The sequence below is a fragment of the Cytobacillus sp. Bac17 genome (assembly GCF_024519925.1).
Lineage (GTDB): Bacteria > Bacillota > Bacilli > Bacillales > Cytobacillaceae > Cytobacillus > Cytobacillus pseudoceanisediminis.
In genome coordinates this window covers 32,926-50,320 of the sequence record NZ_JALJRC010000004.1, presented here as the reverse complement: position 1 = coordinate 50,320, position 17,395 = coordinate 32,926, and the positions used below count along the sequence as shown (strand labels likewise).

The following is a 17,395-nucleotide window of genomic DNA, read 5'->3' as shown; positions in this document are numbered from 1 at the left end:
CGGAGAAATCCGATCTTTTTCTCTGTATGGGAAACTATGAAATGGAACTGTATGAATAACTCTGTGGAAAGGCTGTCTGCATCTAGCTCCAGCGCCTAGCCCCTCGGGTCATAAGCCAAATCACTCAAGAAATCGGGACAAGGAACGCTTCGTCAGCGATTCATCGCCCGACCGAAGCTTGCTTTGGGAGGTTTCCTGCTTGATTCGTCTTATGCCTGCCGGACTTGCACTGGATGTGCTGGCTTCAACGTTCACCACAGGACGTGGCGGTTTTTAGTTGGAGTTCATCTGATCAAGATGCTTCCGCTTTTGTTCCTAGGGAGCATATTAGGCTTGAATAAAGAGAAGGGCGGTGAATGTCATGCATGTTGGAGAAAATTCAACAAAAGAAGAGATCTTGAGGTTAATTAAAACAACCGGGAAGCTTTCCATACTGGAAATGGCCAGAGAGCTGGGAATAACAGAAATGGCCGTCAGAAAGCATATTCAGGCTCTTGAAAAAGATGGCTTTATTAGATCTGCAATCCAGAGGCAAACAAAAGGGCGCCCTTCAAAGCTTTATCAGCTAACAGCAAAGGGCGAAGATCTGTTTCCGAAAAAATACAAGCAGTTAAGTGTTGAATTATTAACAGAACTTAAAAGCATGGGGCAGGGCCATTTAATTACAGAGTTGTTTTCAAGAAGGAAAAACCGCCTCGTACAGCAGTATGAGATTCAGACGGCCGGGAAATCTTTTTCAGAAAAGCTTCAAGTTCTTGAGGACCTTCTCCTGCTTGAAGGCTTTATGCCGGAAGTGCTAATAGAGGAAGGCCAAGTCCACCTCAAAGAGTTTAATTGCCCATATATTGAAACAGCAGAAGAATTTAAACAAATCTGCAGGTCTGAAAAAGAGTTTATCAAAGATTTTCTTTCTGCTGATCATGTTGATATCAAATCCTGTATGGCTGCAGGTGATGGGTGCTGTCATTATATAATAAAGCAAGATTAGGCGGGGGCCCCTGTTCAAGGAGTTTTTTTGCGGGAATTACTTTATTATTCATCCTTGCAATCGTGAAAAATTGCACAATTCACCACGTTCCTTTAAGATAGCTTTTATGGGCGATAGCTCAGTTGAAAAATGGGGATATTAATAAAAGCATAGATCATTTGGGAGTGATGGCTGTGAAAAAATATAAAGGATACTTAATCGATTTAGATGGCACCATGTATCGCGGGACAGAGCTGATCAGTGAGGCAGCTGATTTTGTCAATAAGCTTAGGGAACTGGATCTTCCCTATTTGTTTGTGACGAATAATTCTTCCAGAACACCAGCCCAGGTAGCAGAGAAGCTTGTGAAGTTCGGCATTCCTGCCGAAGAAGGGCAGGTCTTTACAACGAGCATGGCTACTGCCAACTACATATATGAACAGCAAACCGATGCTTCAGTTTATGTGATTGGAGAAGAAGGAATACGGGAAGCGCTGGCTGAAAAGGGGCTAAGCTTTGCTGAGGAGCATGCGGACTACGTCGTAGTGGGGATTGACCGCTCCATTAACTATGAAAAGCTATCCATCGCCTGTCTGGCTGTCCGGAATGGAGCAGCATTCATTTCCACAAACGGGGACATTGCTATTCCGACAGAAAGAGGGCTGCTTCCGGGTAATGGGTCACTAACCTCTGTCATTACTGTATCGACACAAACAGAGCCGGTGTTTATCGGAAAACCGGAATCGATCATCATGGAGCAGGCTTTAAAGGTCCTGGGAACAGCTAAGGAAGAAACCCTGATGGTTGGGGATAACTATGATACGGATATTTTAGCAGGAATGAATGCCGGTATGGATACCCTGCTTGTCCATACAGGTGTAACAACGAAAGAGCTATTGAAAGGTTATGACAAAAAGCCTGACTTTGTGCTCGATTCATTAGCGGATTGGGACTTTAAATAGAAAAGGATGGAGAAAAGCTCTCCATCCTTTTTTATTCCGCATTTTCGGCACTGTGTGCCAGCCTGCTCGAAGCGGCTGCAGCGATAGCTCCGACAATATCATCGAGGAAGGTATGGCATCTTCCTGAACTCTTATCGTTCAGATCCTTCAGGATGCCAGGCTTCAATTTATCGATATATCCAAAATTGGTAAATCCAATGGAACCATATACGTTTACAATGGATAATGCCAGTACTTCATCCGCTCCATATAAACCCTCATCTGTAGCGATAATCGACTGCAGCGGCTCTAAGAGTTTCTTTTCCTCGGCCAGCATATCAAGCTGAATGCCCGTTAAAATGGCGTTTTGAACTTCTCTTTTTGATAAAACACGCTCAACATTATGAATGCAATCTTTCATTTGTAAATTGGGGTGATATTTCTCTTGGAGGAAGAACACTAAATCAGCTATATCCTGAATTTCTACCCCTCTTTCATGGAGCCATTTACGTGCTGTCTGCTCTGTAACGTTAACTGCTTTTTTTTCTTCATTCATTGGCTTCACCTTTTCTGGTTATTAAATAATTGCGGGAATGTCCAGGCCTAGCTAAGGTCCTGTGTTATGCACTTTTAGATTCTTTTCACTATGTATATACCCTTTTTTTATCAAATATGCCCGATGCCGCTGAAACGGAAAAATTTCATTTCCTGTATTATTTCCATGGTACACAGTCTTATCCAAGAAAACAACAAGTTTTAAAGTCTTCTATCATATATATTCCATAAGGATCTCTCTAAAATGAGGTGGTATAATGTTTAGAAAACTTTTGAAAGAACAATTTGGGATAGAAGCAGAGGATACGATGAGAATCGGAAAATATGATGCATGCCGAAAGCAGGGACAGCTTTATTTGCTTGTGCCTGCGGGGCATACAGATGAAGAAGAACTCGAAGAACTGGACCAAATGGCAGAACACCTTACCAATTGCGGGGATAGGAACATAAGCACTTTTATGAAAACAAAGGAAGGTAAACAATCAATTGATTGGAACGATAGCCGCTTTTGCATTCTGGTTAACCGGCATACACTGAGCAGAAAACAAAGCCAGTTTGGACGAAAGCTGGCAAAGTTCCATTACAGAGGCAGGAGCATTTCGTTTCCCGTGAAAAAAACTAGCAGAATCGGGCAGTGGAAACAGCTCTGGGAACAGCGGCTGGATCAAATGGAAAAGGTATGGAATGAGATGCTTTTCCAAAAGCCTGAAAACGATTTTGAGAGAATGTTTTTAGAGTCGTTTCCATACTATATGGGGCTTGCTGAAAATTCAATACAATATCTTGTGGATACTGAGCTTGATGACGAACCAGAAATGGCAGACAGCGGAACCGTATGTCATATAAGACTAACATCTGCCACCTGGGGAGACAGTTATTATATGAAAAATCCATTTGACTGGGTATTTGATCATTCATCCAGAGATTTGGCGGAATGGACGAGAGAGAAATATTTCCATAATATCAAAACGTATCAGCCGGATCTGCGCCAATTTTTATCGGAATATCAAAGTGTAGGGCCATTATCCTCCTTCTCATGGCGGCTATACTATGCTCGTCTATTATTTCCTCTCCATTATTTCGAAACAATAGAAAATTATTATGGTGCAGATTCTGAACAGCAGAAGCTTGTGCTTCAGGAGCGCCTGCAGAAGTATCTTTGGCAGTCTGACGATCATGAGCGTTTTCTGGGGGGATTTTTCGAATTTGCCGAGGTCCCCATCAAAAAACTCAGGATTCCTCTGGTGAATTGGATCAAGAGCTGAAAATAGGCAGGGAAATGCCCCTTACTTGGCGAAAGGAACATAAGCTTGAGAATGTAAAGAGGGGATATTTTAATGAAACCATACGTATTTATCAGCAGGAAGCTGCCTGAAAATGTTATTGCCATTTTAAAAGAAAAGTACACAGTTGAAATGTGGGATCGGGAAGATGTGCCGGTACCTTACGATGTATTCTTACAGGAGGCGAGAAAAGCAGATGCCCTTTTAACTATGCTATCAGAGCCGGTGAATGAGGAAGTTCTGGAAGCAGGAGGGAAGCTGAAGATCATAGCCAATATGGCTGTCGGCTATGATAATGTGGATGTTGAGACAGCAAAAAGGCTCGGAATCACGGTGACCAATACACCAGAGGTATTGAATGATTCAACTGCCGACCTGACGTTTGCGCTTGTGCTCGCTGCTGCGCGCAGAATGGTGGAGGCTGCTGAGTTTGTCAAGAAAGGCAATTGGAAGAGCTGGAGTCCGCTGCTTTTAGCAGGGCAGGATGTGCATCATAAAACAATCGGGATTGTAGGGATGGGAAATATCGGAAAAACAGTTGCAAAGCGTGCAGCTGGATTTGATATGGAGATTTTATATCACAATCGTTCGAGGAAGCCGGATGCGGAACAGGAACTGGGAGCCCAATATGTCAGCTTTGATGAATTGCTCGAACGCTCAGATTTCGTTGTCTGCCTGACGCCCTTGACAGAAGAAACAAGGAATTTATTTAACCGAAATGCATTCCGGAAGATGAAATGCAAGGCCGTTTTTGTAAATGCCTCAAGAGGGCCGGTTGTAAATGAACATGATTTATATGAAGCACTGAAGGCAGGAGAGATTGCAGCGGCAGGATTGGATGTTTTTGCGGAGGAGCCAATTGGCGAAGACCATCCTCTGCTGGAGCTGAAAAATGTAGTGGCTATGCCCCATATCGGAAGTGCCAGCATAGAAACGCGCTATGCCATGATGCAGCTGTGTGTGGAAAACATTGATCTAGTCCTTTCAGGAAAGAAACCAAAAACACCAGTCGAATAAAGTGATGAAGGCACCCCAAAGCAGGGTGCCTTTATTGATTAGATAAAAAAATTTAAAAAATAAAATCGCAATAAATCAGTATGTTAAGCGCTTCCAGTCATTATTTTCGGAAAATTGCCTATTGTAAAAACGCCGCTTGACCCCTATAATGTCTACTATACAAATACAAATGTACTTGCATAGTGAACACTAAAGGGGGAGCTAGCGTGGAATCAATCTCAATCGGTTTATTAGGATTAGGAACAGTTGGATCGGGTGTGGTGCAAATCATTGAGAAACATCAGGATAAACTCATGCACCAAGTCGGCTGTCCGGTTGTTGTAAAGAGAGTTCTTGTTAAAGATGCAGATAAAGAAAGAGCAGTTAAAGTGGACAGGAATTTGCTGACGCTAAATCCTGAAGATATTTTAAATGATGCTGATATAGATGTAGTAATTGAAGTAATGGGCGGCATAGAAGAAACAAGAAATCATTTAAAGAAAGCTTTGGATAATGGCAAGCATGTGGTGACGGCAAATAAGGACCTAATGGCTGTTTATGGACCCGAATTGCTGGCTGCTGCTACGCAAAACGGGTGTGACCTCTTTTATGAGGCAAGTGTGGCCGGCGGCATTCCCATTTTAAGAGGGCTGGTAGATGGTTTGGCTTCAGACAGAATTACAAAAATGATGGGAATTGTGAATGGGACAACAAACTTTATTTTGACAAAGATGAGCAAGAATGGGAGCGCTTATGAGGAAGTTCTGAAAGAAGCGCAGGAGCTGGGATATGCGGAAAGCGATCCGACTGCAGATGTGGAGGGCCTTGATGCAGCAAGGAAAATGGCGATTCTGTCAACACTTGGTTTTTCCATGAATATTGACCTTGATGATGTAAAGGTTAAAGGCATTACAGATATTACAGAAGAGGACCTGCAGTACGGCAAGCAGCTTGGATACACCATGAAGCTGATCGGGATTGCTCATCGGGAGGGGGAGAAGGTGGAAGTAAGCGTTCAGCCGACTTTGCTGTCCGAGTCTCACCCGCTTGCATCGGTTCAGGATGAATACAATGCTGTATATGTATACGGTGAAGCGGTAGGGGAAACGATGTTCTACGGACCTGGGGCGGGCAGTCTGCCTACAGCTACAGCAGTGGTATCGGACCTCGTGGGTGTCATGAAAAATATGCGTCTTGGGGTAAATGGTAAAAGCGCGGTAGCCCCTCAATATGATAAGAAATTAAAAGGTTCAGATGAAATTTATTCGAAGTATTTCTTAAGATTGCATGTTAAAGATGAGGTAGGGACTTTTGCCAACATCACATCCATATTCTCAGAGCACCATGTCAGCTTCGAAAAAATCCTGCAGCTTCCTTTAAAAGAAAAAGGGCTTGCTGAGATTGTACTGGTTACCCACCAGGCATCTCTTAAGGATTATGAGGATATATTAGTAAGTTTAAGAGATTTGCCGGCAGTCCAAACAATTAAAAGTTCGTATCGTGTGGAAGGGAGCGCCAGAGTATGAGATGGGAAGGCCTTTTAAAAACATATAAAGATTTACTGCCTGTTAATGAAAATACACCAATGCTTACCTTAAATGAGGGCAACACTCCCCTGATCAGGCTGGATAAACTCTCAAGAGACTGGGGCATTGACCTCTATGTGAAAACGGAAGGAGCTAATCCAACCGGGTCATTTAAAGATAGAGGCATGGTTATGGCTGTTGCAAAGGCGAAAGAAGAAGGAAGTGATGCCATTATCTGTGCTTCCACCGGCAATACCTCTGCAGCAGCTGCTGCATATGCAGCCAGAGCCGGCATGAGATGTGTGGTTGTCATCCCTGAAGGAAAGATCGCCATGGGAAAGCTGGCGCAGGCTGTTATGTATGGAGCGGAAGTTGTATCTATTGAAGGCAACTTTGACCAGGCACTGGCAATGGTTCGGAAAATAAGCGAAACAGAACCTATTACTCTCGTAAACTCGGTTAATCCATATCGTCTTGAGGGCCAGAAGACAGCGGCCTTTGAGATCTGCGACCAGCTTGGAGGCGCCCCGGATATCCTTGCCCTGCCTGTGGGCAATGCAGGCAATATTTCTGCCTATTGGAAAGGGTTTAAAGAATATAGTGAAGTACGCGGCACTGGTCTTCCAAAAATGCATGGAGTACAGGCTGAAGGTGCAGCGGCCATCGTTCATAACCGTGTGTTTGAAAATCCCGAGACGATTGCTACAGCCATCCGAATCGGAAATCCTGCGAGCTGGCACTTAGCCAATGCAGCATTGTCAGAATCAAATGGGAAGATTGATGAAGTCAGCGACGAAGAGATTCTTTGCATGTATCGTAAACTTGCTTCTTCTGAAGGGATTTTTGCTGAGCCAGCTTCGTGTGCTTCGCTTGCGGGAGTATATAAACAGCTTCGCAATGGGGAGATTCCGCATAAAACAAAGGTTGTGGCCATCCTGACTGGGAACGGACTTAAGGATCCTAATACAGCCATTGATTGCAGCCCTGTGAAGCCAGTTTTGCTGCCTAATGATGAAAAAGCAGTAGCGGATCATATCAAGGGAGCCGTTCACACATGAGCGAAGGTGAAATGGTTGTCATCAAAGTACCAGCCAGCACTGCAAATCTCGGGCCAGGCTTCGACTCGATCGGCCTCGCATTAAATTTATATTTGACGCTTGAAGCCGAGAGGGCAGATAAGTTTGAAATGATTCCTTTATCAGAGCCGCTAAGCATCTACCCTTCAGATGAATCGAATTTTATTTTTCAAGTTGCAAAGGATACGGCAAAGAAGTATGGAAGAGAGCTTCCAGGATGCAAAGCCCGGATTTCAAGTGATATCCCCCTTACACGCGGACTTGGATCAAGCGCTGCAGCCATTGTAGCGGGAATTGAATTAGCTGACGCGCTTTGTGATCTTCAGCTGAGCCAGTATGAAAAGCTGGAGCTATCATCACGAATGGAGGGGCATCCGGATAACGCAGGAGCTTCCCTTCTCGGAGGCCTTGTCATTGGCTGCATGTCAGAGGAAGAGGTTTCTGTCCAAAGCATTAAAAATATAAGTTTTGATGTTATAGCAGTGGTGCCAAAAGAAGAGCTCCTTACAAAGGAATCCAGAGGCGTCCTGCCTGAAGCATGGTCTTTTAAAGAAGCCGTACAGGCTGGGGCAGTCGGCAATGTCATGGTTGCAGCACTGCTTAGCGGGAATTATTCCCTGGCAGGCAAGATGATGAGTGCTGACTTATTTCATCATCCTTACCGCAAGAAAATGGTTCCCCATTTGGAGGTTATTGAAAAGGAAGCACCTCGTCTAGGAGCATTTGGAGTTGCCTTAAGCGGTGCCGGACCGGCGGTTCTCTGCCTTGCAGAGCCAGAAAGTGCTCCTGCAGTGGCTGAAGGGCTTCAGCGGATTTCTCCGGAAATGGAAATCCTTTCCCTCAAAATTGATCAGGTAGGCGTCACTGTTTTAAAAAAAAGCCTAGCTGAACTGGAAATAGGCCATACAGTATAAATAAAAAAAGCGATGTCATGCCGACATCGCTTTTTGTAAGGTAAAATTAAAATACTTGTTCTACTTCGACTACACCAGGTACTTCTTCTAAAAGAGCGCGCTCAATACCGGCTTTTAACGTAATCGTTGAACTTGGGCAGCTGCCGCATGCACCAAGAAGGCGCAATTTAACGATGCCATCTTCAACATCCACCAATTCACAGTCCCCGCCATCGCGAAGAAGGAATGGGCGCAATTTATCTAATACTTCCTGAACTTGTTCAGTCATAGTCGTTTGTTCTGCCATGTGAAATCGACTCCTTTCCATATATTTATTATAATCAAATCAGTCTTAAAAATCTATTCCAAGAGCGTAATTTCCACTCATTAGGAGAATATTTTATTAGGTTTGCTCTTTGTTAATGTTGTAAAATGAAGGTAAGAACAAGTTTTGCATAGGGGGAGAGAAGATTGAAAAAAGAAATTGAAATCACTGTGTATGGTGCAGAACAGCTTTGTCCAAGCTGTGTGAATCTCCCATCATCCAAGGAGACATATGAATGGCTGGAAGCGGCAGTATCCCGCAAATTTGCCAACCAGCCTTTTAAAATTGTGTATGTTGACATTCATAATCCGCCCGAAGAAGAGAACAAAAAAGAGTTCGCCTTGAGAGTGATTGAGGAGGATATGTTTTACCCGGTTGTCCTGATTGAGGATGAAATTGTTGGTGAAGGCAATCCGAAATTAAAAACAATCTATGCGGAAATGGAAAAGTACGGATACCAGGCAGTTTAATAAAAAATGAGCATCGAAAGGGATGCTCATTTTTTTATTTGGTAAGAGTTTCAGCTGATTCTGCTGGATATTGAAGTTGAATTTTCATCTCTACAGTATTTATACCAGAATATCGGTCAGATTTTTACTTTATCGGTCACTTCCTTTCAAATTAATTTTTCAAAAGTAATGGCGCAAATATAAATCGATCTCTATCGTTATCCGCGCTACTTTGGTTCAAACGTAAAAAAAAGAGCCCGCAATGGGCCCTCTTATCCGTTATGGTATTTATACATCCATAAAATCCCCGATTTTAGCAGGCGGGCAACACGTCCTGTGATAGGGCGTTCTGCGACTAGACCGAATCCGTGCTTTTTGCCCAATGATCCAAGAACTCCTTTAAGTTTGATTACTGGCAATGTTTCAGGGAGTTCCTCACCTTTCCAGCGTTTCAATAGGATTTGAACGATTTGCTCTGCCTGCCCTTCAGCAAGCTGGGCACTTGGTGCATGCGGAAGGCTTGCACAATCTCCTACGACATAGACATGTTCATTTCCAGGGATATTGTGATGCTTGGTTAAAACTACCCGTCCTTGCTGATCCTTTTCCACATTCATATCGCGAACCACTTTGTTCGGCTGGATGCCGGCTGTCCATACGATGGCATCACAGTGGATGGCTTCGTCATGATTATAAAGGGTTTTTTCTTCTACTTTAGTAATATTTGATTGGTTAATAATTTCTACATTATGTTCTAGAAACCAATTTTCTACATATGTGCTTAATCTTTCAGAGAATGCAGAGAGTATATGCTTCCCTCTATCGAACAATTTGACTTTCAAATCCGGACGGCTTTCATTTAATTCTGAAGCCAGTTCTACTCCGCTTAATCCTGCACCCACAATTCCAACAACAGAGCCTGGTGATAGATTATTTAAAGCTTCATACGTTCTTCTGGATTTTTCAATTGTTTGAATGCTATATGTGTGAATGTCGGCTCCCGGAACATTATGGTACTTATCTTCACAACCAAGGCCTATTATTATATCATCATATAAAACAGGCTCCTCGCCTTGAAGATAAACCTTGTTTTCCTCTATGCTGATTTTCGTCACTTCACCGTATTTAATGGTCAATCTTTGATGTTCAGGGAATGATACACGCACATGCTGATCGGAAATGGTGCCTGCAGCAAGAGCGTAATATTCAGTTTTTAAACAATGATAAGGAACACGATCTATTAGTGTAATGGAGACATCATCAGGAAGCTGATTAGGCAAAAGGCGGGCAAGCGCCCTCATACCGCCATAACCTCCGCCAAGTATCACAAGATTTTTCATAGTATATTTCCCCTTTATGTCCGTACTGTTTACTTTCGCCGAACTCAAATAACGTTAATTAGTTATCTTAAAAAAATAAATAAATGATATTAATAACCTCAAACCCATAAAAAGTATAACGAAATTGTGTCAAAATCACAACACATATCAGCAGGAAACTTGACAATAAACGACATGAAGTGGTAAATATGTGCACTTTAAAGGAGAGAATGGAATCCATTTCTTGCAGAATTCAAGTAAAAAAGGTAGCATTAACAGGGTAGAGAGGTGAAAGATGTGATTAAGCCAATCATCGAATTTTGCATCAGCAATTTGGCCAGCGGCTCTCAAAAAGCGCTTGAAAAGCTGGAAAAGGATTATGACCTGGATGTCATAGAATATGGCTGTCTTGGGTATTGCGGCAAATGTGCAAGCACTCTTTTTGCGCTTGTGAACGGAGAAGTGGTTACTGGAGAAACGCCAGATGAACTGGTTGAAAATATATATCAATATCTGGATGAAAATCCAATGTTTTAATAAAAGGAGCGATTAAATTTCGCTCCTTTTTCTTGTGTCAAAAGTAACAAAGTAACCACTTGAATAACTGTCTGGCGCAAGCAGCCTGCCCCTTCGAGTTGCCGGGGGCGGGCAAGATTCTTCTGCTTTCCTTAGTTGCCGGCAGTTTTTTGTTCCTGTCTCATCTCATGCCAGCGTTCTCTTGCCATTTCAATTAATTTAGGCTCAGTGGAGCGGCTTTGCAGTTCAATTACTTTTGAAAAGTATTTAACAGCCTGTTCAGACTGATGTGTCCTTCTGGATAACTCTCCGATCAGATAGAAAATCCTCGTTTCAGAAATAGATGATCCTTTAAAATCATCTGACATATAAGACTCCGAATATTCTTTTAGAGCAAGTTTCAAAAATCTCTGTTCTTGATTATCATTTTTTATACTCCGGAAAAGCCAGGCCAGCCTGATATATAAACCAGCCATAATAATATGCTTCTCCCTTTTTAAAGTACCGCAATAAATAGCCAGCTTATAGGCGTTGATTGCAACAGGGATGGTACGGTCCTGGCAATAATCCTGGGGTATCCAGGCATCTACAACTTTAGAATTAATCATGTCCAGGGCTCCAGGCGGAAAATAAGGGGAAAAGTCCTCTGATTCTGAGTAGCCGCAATGTGGGCAAGTGTTAATATAATATAGAAGAGGATTCATGCTTTCATCAGAATAAATTGGGCAAAAATCACTGTCATAATTAAATACTTTTACAAATCGGGTGCGGATTTTTTTTGTGGTGAAACTCTCTCTGCAGACTCTGCATCCGCAATTTTTATCATAAGTAGGCTTTAATAGCTGCATAGAATGCCACCTCCGAATATAATGAATATGACTATTGTATCATGTATTGTTTGGTTTAGGGGTATAAAGAACTATTCGTTAAACAGTGTTCTGAAAAGGCAATAAAAAGAAAAAGCCTCTTAAGTTGAGCACATACCTTTTACTGTATATACTATATATATAGAAATATCCTTACGTGTACAGGAGGGAATAACATGGAACAAGTTGTGGATATAACAGAAGCAGCAGCTTTGCATATAAAAGAAATGATGAAACAAAATGAGGAAGAAGATGCATTCTTGCGTGTAGCCGTTAAAGGAGGCGGGTGCAGCGGACTTTCCTATGGAATGGGGTTTGCCCATGAAGTCGAGGAGGATGATATCCAGTCAGAGCATTATGGTATCCAGGTTCTTGTCAGCAAGGAAGACGCCCCTATCTTAAAAGGCACAAAAATTGATTACAAACAATCGATGATGGGCGGCGGATTCACAATCGATAATCCTAATGCAATCGCAAATTGTGGTTGTGGGTCATCTTTCCGTACCGCTTCAAATACAGGTACTCCGGAAGAGTGCTAAATACTGCCTTTAACGCTTCTAGACAGTTACTGGAATAATTTCGAACTATATCTTTGTAATCTCAAAAAAGGACGGTCCCCGAAGGGCCGTCCTTTTTTATCGAAAGAAAGCTGATAGCCTGCCTCCTCGATGTATCTGGGTAAGCAAGGAGCTTCCGCATTTCTTTATTTGCCAAACATGGAAGAGCTGTGCATTGGCTGGACTTTCGCTTTTGGATCGATGTAGGATTTTGCGTGGTTCACTGCAGTTGGCGCTTCACCGAAACCGCAGGCAATAAGCTTCACTTTTCCATCGTATGTGCAGATATCACCGGCAGCATATATGCCTTCGATATTTGTTTCCATTCTTGAGTTAACAACAATGGAGTTCTTTTCAATTTCAAGACCCCATTCTTTAATTGGGCCAAGGGAGGAAACGAATCCGTAGTTTACGATCACAGCATCAACATCGAATACCTCTTTTTCCTTTGAAGTAACACCTTCGAGGACAACCTGTTTGATTCCTTCGCTGTCACCGATAAGCTCAGCAGGCACATAAGGTGTTTTGATTTCGACCTTAGAGTTCTGCAGATTTTCTACACTATGCTCATGCGCGCGGAATTTATCGCGGCGGTGTACAATCGTTACTTTTTCAGCGATAGGCTCAAGCATTAATGCCCAGTCTACTGCAGAATCCCCGCCTCCGAATACAACTGCTTTCTTGCCGGCGAATTGACTTAAATCATCAATAAAGTAATGAAGGTTCGTGCCTTCGTATTGAGCTGCGCTTTCAAGTTCTAGACGGCGAGGCTGGAACGCGCCATTGCCGGCAGTGATAATGATGGTTTTTGAGTAATGCACTTCTTTATTGGTTGTAAGCTTAAATGTTCCATCAGCTTGTTTCTCTAATTTTTCAACAGATTGTTCAAGTGATACAGTAGGCTCGAATTTAGCCATTTGTTCCTTAAGGTTATCAATTAATTCCTGGGCGCGGACTTTCGGGAAGCCGGCAACATCATATATGTATTTTTCAGGATAAAGAGCAGATAACTGTCCCCCAAGCTGCGGCAAGCTCTCAATAATCTTTACTGATGCTTGTCTCATGCCTCCGTAGAAAGCAGTGAATAAACCAGTTGGCCCCCCGCCAATGATGGTTATGTCATACACCTTTTGATCTTCTTTCATGCAATATCCCCCCGCGTATGTATTGAAATTCCACTCTTTATTCTAACATAAATCGTTTAAAACCTCATCAATCGAGGTAAATATTATGAATAATCGGAAGATTTCAAGTGGAGATCCTGAATTAAAAACACGTATATTTCTTTAATTTTTCTTAAAATTTTTAAGTTTTTCGTCTATTTTTTTAGGCTTGAAAAACTATATGAAGTAGAATAAGATGTAATGGAGGAATAATGTTAATATTTTATGACAATTTTGTTGAGTTTTTTTGAACTAGTTCGTGAATAACATCACAAAGTTTTTTTATGTTTTTTGCTATAAAAAATATAAAGCAGTGGAAGATAAGAAAACATTAGAAAATACTTAAAAAAGGTGGAAGTGATACACTTGAGAAAGCCAAAGATTGTTATCCTCGGTGCAGGCTACGGCGGTTTGATGGTTGCAACCCGTTTGCAGAAATCTGTAGGAACAAACGAAGCAGAAATCGTTTTAGTGAACAAGAATGACTACCATTATGAAACAACATGGCTGCATGAAGCATCAGCCGGAACACTTCATCACGATCGTGTACGCTATGATATAAAAGATGTTATTGACCGCAACAAAGTTGAATTCGTTCAGGGAACTGCTCTGGAAATTAAAACAGAAGAAAAGAAAGTCATTTTGGAAAGTGGCGAAATTGACTATGATTATCTAGTTGTTTCCCTAGGAGCTGAGCCGGAAACATTCGGTATTAAAGGACTTAAGGAACATGCATTTTCTATTGTCAATGTAAATGCTGCGCGTCAGATCCGCGAGCATATTGAATATCAATTTGCTACTTACAATACAGACGCCGAGAAAAAAGACGAGCGCCTGACAATTGTTGTCGGCGGAGCAGGCTTTACCGGCATTGAATTCCTTGGAGAATTGGCAAACCGTGTTCCTGAGCTTTGCAAAGAGTACGATGTGGACTACCACAAAGTGAAAATCATTTGCGTGGAAGCAGCGCCAATGGTTCTTCCTGGCTTCGATCCTGAGCTTGTTAATTACGCTGTTTCTCACTTAGAGAAAAAAGGCGTACAATTCATGATTGGAACAGCTATTAAGGAAGCTACTCCTGAAGGCATCATTGTTGGCAAGGGCGAAGATGAAGTAGAAGAAATCAAAGCTGCAACTGTTGTCTGGGCTGCAGGTGTACGCGGAAATTCTATTATTGAGAATTCCGGTATTGAAGCAATGCGCGGACGTGTAAAAGTACAGCCTGATTTGCGTGCTCCTGGCCATGATAATTTGTTTATCATCGGAGACTGCTCATTAATCATCAATGAAGAAATTAACCGTCCATACCCTCCTACTGCGCAAATCGCTATGCAGCAGGGTGAAGTGTGTGCAAGAAACATTACTGCTTTAATCCGCAATAAAACTGAACTTGAAACATTTACTCCAGATATTAAAGGTACTGTATGTTCTCTTGGTGAACACGATGCCATCGGTGTTGCATTCGGCAAGAAAATGGTTGGTACAAAAGCTTCATTCATGAAGAAGATGATCGATAACCGTGCTCTTTACATGGTTGGCGGGCCTTCACTTGTATTGAAAAAAGGTAAATTCAACGTTCTTTAATAAATCGGCTATCATATATAGTAATGGGATGGACTATTTAGTCTGTCCCTTTTTTAATGGACAAATTTTCGTGATAGAATTAGTTAAAAAGGAGGTTATCGGATGGGAGTGGAACATAAACGGGGAAAGGTCTGGCTGGCGGTTTCAGGGCTCGTTATTTCACCTGAAGGTTATTGGCTTGTCGTTAAAAAGAAATACGGAGGCCTTAAAGGCAAATGGTCTCTGCCTGCCGGATTTGTCGAGCCGGGCGAAACAGCTGATGAAGCTGCAGTTCGTGAAGTTGAAGAAGAGACAGGAATTAAATGTTCAGTGAAAGGCTTGCTTGGATTGCGTACAGGTGTTCTCAAAGGGGAGGTCAGTGATAATATGGTTTTGTTTTTGCTGGAAGCTGAGCCTGGACAATCATTAAAAGTTCAGGAAAGTGAACTTTTTGATGTGCAGTATCGCGATCCGAAAGAGCTTGCTGAAGACCCGGATGCATCAGTTCTTTTAAAATACATATTAGATCCTTCTGATTCCTCCATAAAACCTTTAATTAACGGCATTAATCCCGGAGATACTTTTGGATACACTGCATATAAACTATTTTTATAATTTTCTGAAATTTAGAGATAGAACGAGAAATATGAAGCAAACTATGCTTGTATGCGTTTCCAACGGTAGTTTTTCATGAAATATGGTGCTTTTCATTTCTTCATATCCTTGGTATATTATCAGAAAATTCAGTTACGAAATCTAAAAGGAGATGAATGAAATGACAGCTAAGAATTATGAAAATAAAGAGTGTATGTATTGTTCTGGGAAAGGGTATTTCCAATTATTGTTAGGTGGATCTGAAACCTGCAGCTGCTGCGGTGGTACAGGAAAGAAAAAGGAATAAACCAAAAACTTCGCGGAATGCGAAGTTTTTCTTTTCAAAGGATAAGAATGTATAATTTCTGAAGTTAGATAACTGTCTAACAAAAGTAGACTACCCCCTCGAGGTTTCGGGGATGGGCAAGGCGCTTCCAGTTTTCTAAATAGCGGGTGTGCTGGCCCGCCTACTTTTCTTGTTGACTCCCTAATCTACATTAAAGTACACTAAATATTGATGTGCTAAGGGAGGAAATAAGTTCATGCAAATGACGATTTTCGTTTTGCCTATTTCAATGCTTCTATTTTTTGTGCTGTTTTTTGGGATAGGTTTTATATTAAATATGCTGTTAAGAATGTCCTGGATCATGGCCATTATTTATCCAATTATCGCTATCTTTATCATCGATAAAGTTCGTTTTATTGAGTATTTTCAGGACCCGGGAGAATCGTTTTCCAGTCTTGGCGTTGAGTTGTCCAGCCTCGCTCTGGCTGACATCCTCATATTAAGCAGCGGAATGGCAGGCGCCATCGTTGCCGGAATTACCATTAGGCTGCTCCGTAAAAAAGGATATCGGATGTTTTAAATTTGATTTGAAATCTCTGCTGACGGCAGGGATTTTTTATTTTTTTTGATTAGTGTGATCAAATCGCCCAACCCTATGCTATTACTGGCTTTAGCCTGTCTAAAAACGGATGCCCGGAGGCTTCCGCTCCCATAAGTTATGAATATTTCTCTCGAAGATGGGAAATGAATAACTTTGGGAGGAGTGTAATAGATGAGCAAATTAAAAATATGGATGAAACGTTCGGTAATGTCAGCCTTATTTATAGGCGCGTTATTGACAACATTCCATTCGATTTCCGGAGTGGAAGCCCGATCAATTGTTCAGCTGCATCAAAGTGATGCTGAACAAGCTGGCGAAGATGGAAATTCAAAGTTTGACCATACATTAAAATCGGTTGGCGTAGCATTTAAGTTTTTGAAGCAGGCAGTGAGTCTGGAACCTAAGATTTCTGCGAGTGAAGCTGTAGCAATTGAGCAGCCGCCGACACTGGAAGAATCGATTGACTGGTCGCAGTATCAGAAAAAACAAGTAATAGCTACTGGATATACGGCATTTTACGAGTCGACAGGCAAAAATCCGGATCACCCGTCCTTTGGAATTACATACTCAGGGGTTAAAGTTAAAAGAGATTTATACTCTACAGTTGCAGCAGATTTAAATGTTTTTCCGATTGGAACGATCCTGTTTGTCCCGGGTTATGGGTATGGTGTTGTAGCCGATAAAGGCGGTGCTATTAAGGGGAATAAATTGGATCTCTATTATGAAACGGTAGATGATGTTTATAATAACTGGGGAAAGAAAACACTCGATGTTTACATCGTTGAAATGGGCGATGGTACCCTGACTGAAGAAGAATTAATGTTACTGAATGAAAATGAATCCATGCAGGTTTTTAGACAGCAATATATTAAATCTGAGAAAAAATAAATACGGAATGCAGGCAAATCCGCGGGAATAA

The 17,395-nt window shown here is 41.9% G+C and carries 19 protein-coding genes and 1 pseudogene; 15 read left to right on the top strand and 5 right to left on the bottom strand.

The window, feature by feature from the left end; translation table 11 throughout:
• Nucleotides 1-361: 361 nt before the first annotated feature.
• Together NR125_RS08175 and NR125_RS08170 are read left to right on the top strand one after the other, a co-directional pair.
• Nucleotides 362-988: a helix-turn-helix transcriptional regulator gene (locus NR125_RS08175; RefSeq protein WP_019380023.1), complete on the top strand. Its 627-nt coding sequence runs from the start codon at nucleotides 362-364 to the stop codon at nucleotides 986-988.
• Between the two features lie 173 nt (nucleotides 989-1,161).
• On the top strand, nucleotides 1,162-1,929 hold the full coding sequence (locus tag NR125_RS08170; protein WP_019380024.1) for a TIGR01457 family HAD-type hydrolase: 768 nt from the start codon (nucleotides 1,162-1,164) through the stop codon (nucleotides 1,927-1,929).
• A gap of 31 nt (nucleotides 1,930-1,960) precedes the next feature.
• Here NR125_RS08170 and NR125_RS08165 read toward each other — a convergent pair whose 3' ends face one another.
• Nucleotides 1,961-2,464, bottom strand: a complete 504-nt coding sequence (locus NR125_RS08165) for a phosphatidylglycerophosphatase A family protein (RefSeq protein WP_009331709.1) — start codon at nucleotides 2,462-2,464, stop codon at nucleotides 1,961-1,963.
• A 256-nt stretch (nucleotides 2,465-2,720) separates the two neighbouring features.
• Between NR125_RS08165 and yutH the strand changes: the two genes are divergently transcribed.
• The 5 genes from yutH to thrB all read left to right on the top strand — a co-directional run bounded on the left by yutH (nucleotide 2,721) and on the right by thrB (nucleotide 8,258).
• Nucleotides 2,721-3,728 (top strand): spore coat putative kinase YutH, encoded by a 1,008-nt coding sequence (gene yutH, locus NR125_RS08160; RefSeq protein WP_009331708.1) that lies wholly within the window; start codon nucleotides 2,721-2,723, stop codon nucleotides 3,726-3,728.
• Nucleotides 3,729-3,800: 72 nt separating this feature from the next.
• Nucleotides 3,801-4,763: a 2-hydroxyacid dehydrogenase gene (locus NR125_RS08155; RefSeq protein WP_256814989.1), complete on the top strand. Its 963-nt coding sequence runs from the start codon at nucleotides 3,801-3,803 to the stop codon at nucleotides 4,761-4,763.
• 206 nt (nucleotides 4,764-4,969) lie between these two features.
• Nucleotides 4,970-6,268 carry a homoserine dehydrogenase gene (locus NR125_RS08150; protein WP_256814988.1) on the top strand — a complete coding sequence of 433 codons (1,299 nt, stop codon included), beginning with the start codon at nucleotides 4,970-4,972 and terminating at the stop codon, nucleotides 6,266-6,268.
• Nucleotides 6,265-7,326: a threonine synthase gene (gene thrC / locus NR125_RS08145; RefSeq protein WP_009331702.1), complete on the top strand. Its 1,062-nt coding sequence runs from the start codon at nucleotides 6,265-6,267 to the stop codon at nucleotides 7,324-7,326. Before NR125_RS08150 ends, thrC begins: the two co-directional genes overlap by 4 nt.
• Nucleotides 7,323-8,258 (top strand): homoserine kinase, encoded by a 936-nt coding sequence (gene thrB / locus NR125_RS08140; protein WP_071156684.1) that lies wholly within the window; start codon nucleotides 7,323-7,325, stop codon nucleotides 8,256-8,258. Before thrC ends, thrB begins: the two co-directional genes overlap by 4 nt.
• Before the next feature lie 46 nt (nucleotides 8,259-8,304).
• Here the strand turns inward: thrB and NR125_RS08135 are convergent.
• Nucleotides 8,305-8,526 (bottom strand): annotated as a pseudogene (locus NR125_RS08135) (NifU family protein); the annotation flags it as partial.
• 182 nt (nucleotides 8,527-8,708) lie between these two features.
• On the opposite strand from NR125_RS08135, the gene NR125_RS08130 reads away from it, so the two are divergent.
• Nucleotides 8,709-9,032 (top strand): YuzD family protein, encoded by a 324-nt coding sequence (locus tag NR125_RS08130; protein ID WP_009331693.1) that lies wholly within the window; start codon nucleotides 8,709-8,711, stop codon nucleotides 9,030-9,032.
• 251 nt (nucleotides 9,033-9,283) lie between these two features.
• On the opposite strand, the gene NR125_RS08125 is transcribed toward NR125_RS08130, so the two are convergent.
• On the bottom strand, nucleotides 9,284-10,351 hold the full coding sequence (locus NR125_RS08125; protein WP_009331691.1) for an NAD(P)/FAD-dependent oxidoreductase: 1,068 nt from the start codon (nucleotides 10,349-10,351) through the stop codon (nucleotides 9,284-9,286).
• A gap of 276 nt (nucleotides 10,352-10,627) precedes the next feature.
• Here NR125_RS08125 and NR125_RS08120 point away from each other — a divergent pair, with 276 nt between their 5' ends.
• Nucleotides 10,628-10,867, top strand: a complete 240-nt coding sequence (locus NR125_RS08120; RefSeq protein ID WP_009331689.1) for a YuzB family protein — start codon at nucleotides 10,628-10,630, stop codon at nucleotides 10,865-10,867.
• Nucleotides 10,868-10,998: 131 nt separating this feature from the next.
• On the opposite strand, the gene NR125_RS08115 is transcribed toward NR125_RS08120, so the two are convergent.
• Nucleotides 10,999-11,694, bottom strand: coding sequence for a DUF2225 domain-containing protein (locus tag NR125_RS08115; RefSeq protein WP_256814985.1), 696 nt, complete (start codon nucleotides 11,692-11,694; stop codon nucleotides 10,999-11,001).
• 194 nt (nucleotides 11,695-11,888) lie between these two features.
• Here NR125_RS08115 and NR125_RS08110 point away from each other — a divergent pair, with 194 nt between their 5' ends.
• Complete coding sequence (locus NR125_RS08110) at nucleotides 11,889-12,251, top strand: HesB/IscA family protein (protein ID WP_217033929.1); 363 nt, start codon at nucleotides 11,889-11,891, stop codon at nucleotides 12,249-12,251.
• 164 nt (nucleotides 12,252-12,415) lie between these two features.
• Here the strand turns inward: NR125_RS08110 and NR125_RS08105 are convergent, their stop codons facing one another.
• Nucleotides 12,416-13,414, bottom strand: a complete 999-nt coding sequence (locus NR125_RS08105; RefSeq protein WP_009331686.1) for an NAD(P)/FAD-dependent oxidoreductase — start codon at nucleotides 13,412-13,414, stop codon at nucleotides 12,416-12,418.
• Between the two features lie 384 nt (nucleotides 13,415-13,798).
• Between NR125_RS08105 and NR125_RS08100 the strand changes: the two genes are divergently transcribed.
• From NR125_RS08100 to NR125_RS08080, 5 genes are all read left to right on the top strand, one after another.
• On the top strand, nucleotides 13,799-15,016 hold the full coding sequence (locus NR125_RS08100) for an NAD(P)/FAD-dependent oxidoreductase (protein WP_009331685.1): 1,218 nt from the start codon (nucleotides 13,799-13,801) through the stop codon (nucleotides 15,014-15,016).
• 102 nt (nucleotides 15,017-15,118) lie between these two features.
• A complete protein-coding gene (locus NR125_RS08095; RefSeq protein ID WP_009331684.1) occupies nucleotides 15,119-15,610 on the top strand; it encodes an NUDIX domain-containing protein in 492 nt (163 codons plus the stop codon).
• 160 nt (nucleotides 15,611-15,770) lie between these two features.
• A complete protein-coding gene (locus NR125_RS08090) occupies nucleotides 15,771-15,896 on the top strand; it encodes a YuiA family protein (protein ID WP_019380032.1) in 126 nt (41 codons plus the stop codon).
• Nucleotides 15,897-16,131: 235 nt separating this feature from the next.
• A complete protein-coding gene (locus NR125_RS08085) occupies nucleotides 16,132-16,455 on the top strand; it encodes a YuiB family protein (RefSeq protein ID WP_009331683.1) in 324 nt (107 codons plus the stop codon).
• Nucleotides 16,456-16,647: 192 nt separating this feature from the next.
• Nucleotides 16,648-17,364, top strand: coding sequence for a 3D domain-containing protein (locus NR125_RS08080; RefSeq protein WP_009331682.1), 717 nt, complete (start codon nucleotides 16,648-16,650; stop codon nucleotides 17,362-17,364).
• The last annotated feature ends 31 nt before the right edge of the window (nucleotides 17,365-17,395 follow it).

What these genes read in the sequence shown, in the direction of transcription:
- NR125_RS08115 (WP_256814985.1), bottom strand. Translation starts at nt 11,694, where the DNA reads ATGCAGCTATTAAAGCCTACTTATGATAAAAATTGCGGATGCAGAGTC.
- NR125_RS08090 (WP_019380032.1), top strand. Translation starts at nt 15,771, where the DNA reads ATGACAGCTAAGAATTATGAAAATAAAGAGTGTATGTATTGTTCTGGG.
- NR125_RS08110 (WP_217033929.1), top strand. Translation starts at nt 11,889, where the DNA reads ATGGAACAAGTTGTGGATATAACAGAAGCAGCAGCTTTGCATATAAAA.
- NR125_RS08125 (WP_009331691.1), bottom strand. Translation starts at nt 10,351, where the DNA reads ATGAAAAATCTTGTGATACTTGGCGGAGGTTATGGCGGTATGAGGGCG.
- NR125_RS08105 (WP_009331686.1), bottom strand. Translation starts at nt 13,414, where the DNA reads ATGAAAGAAGATCAAAAGGTGTATGACATAACCATCATTGGCGGGGGG.
- NR125_RS08155 (WP_256814989.1), top strand. Translation starts at nt 3,801, where the DNA reads ATGAAACCATACGTATTTATCAGCAGGAAGCTGCCTGAAAATGTTATT.
- thrC (WP_009331702.1), top strand. Translation starts at nt 6,265, where the DNA reads ATGAGATGGGAAGGCCTTTTAAAAACATATAAAGATTTACTGCCTGTT.
- NR125_RS08080 (WP_009331682.1), top strand. Translation starts at nt 16,648, where the DNA reads ATGAGCAAATTAAAAATATGGATGAAACGTTCGGTAATGTCAGCCTTA.
- NR125_RS08165 (WP_009331709.1), bottom strand. Translation starts at nt 2,464, where the DNA reads ATGAATGAAGAAAAAAAAGCAGTTAACGTTACAGAGCAGACAGCACGT.
- NR125_RS08095 (WP_009331684.1), top strand. Translation starts at nt 15,119, where the DNA reads ATGGGAGTGGAACATAAACGGGGAAAGGTCTGGCTGGCGGTTTCAGGG.
- thrB (WP_071156684.1), top strand. Translation starts at nt 7,323, where the DNA reads ATGAGCGAAGGTGAAATGGTTGTCATCAAAGTACCAGCCAGCACTGCA.
- yutH (WP_009331708.1), top strand. Translation starts at nt 2,721, where the DNA reads ATGTTTAGAAAACTTTTGAAAGAACAATTTGGGATAGAAGCAGAGGAT.
- NR125_RS08175 (WP_019380023.1), top strand. Translation starts at nt 362, where the DNA reads ATGCATGTTGGAGAAAATTCAACAAAAGAAGAGATCTTGAGGTTAATT.
- NR125_RS08085 (WP_009331683.1), top strand. Translation starts at nt 16,132, where the DNA reads ATGCAAATGACGATTTTCGTTTTGCCTATTTCAATGCTTCTATTTTTT.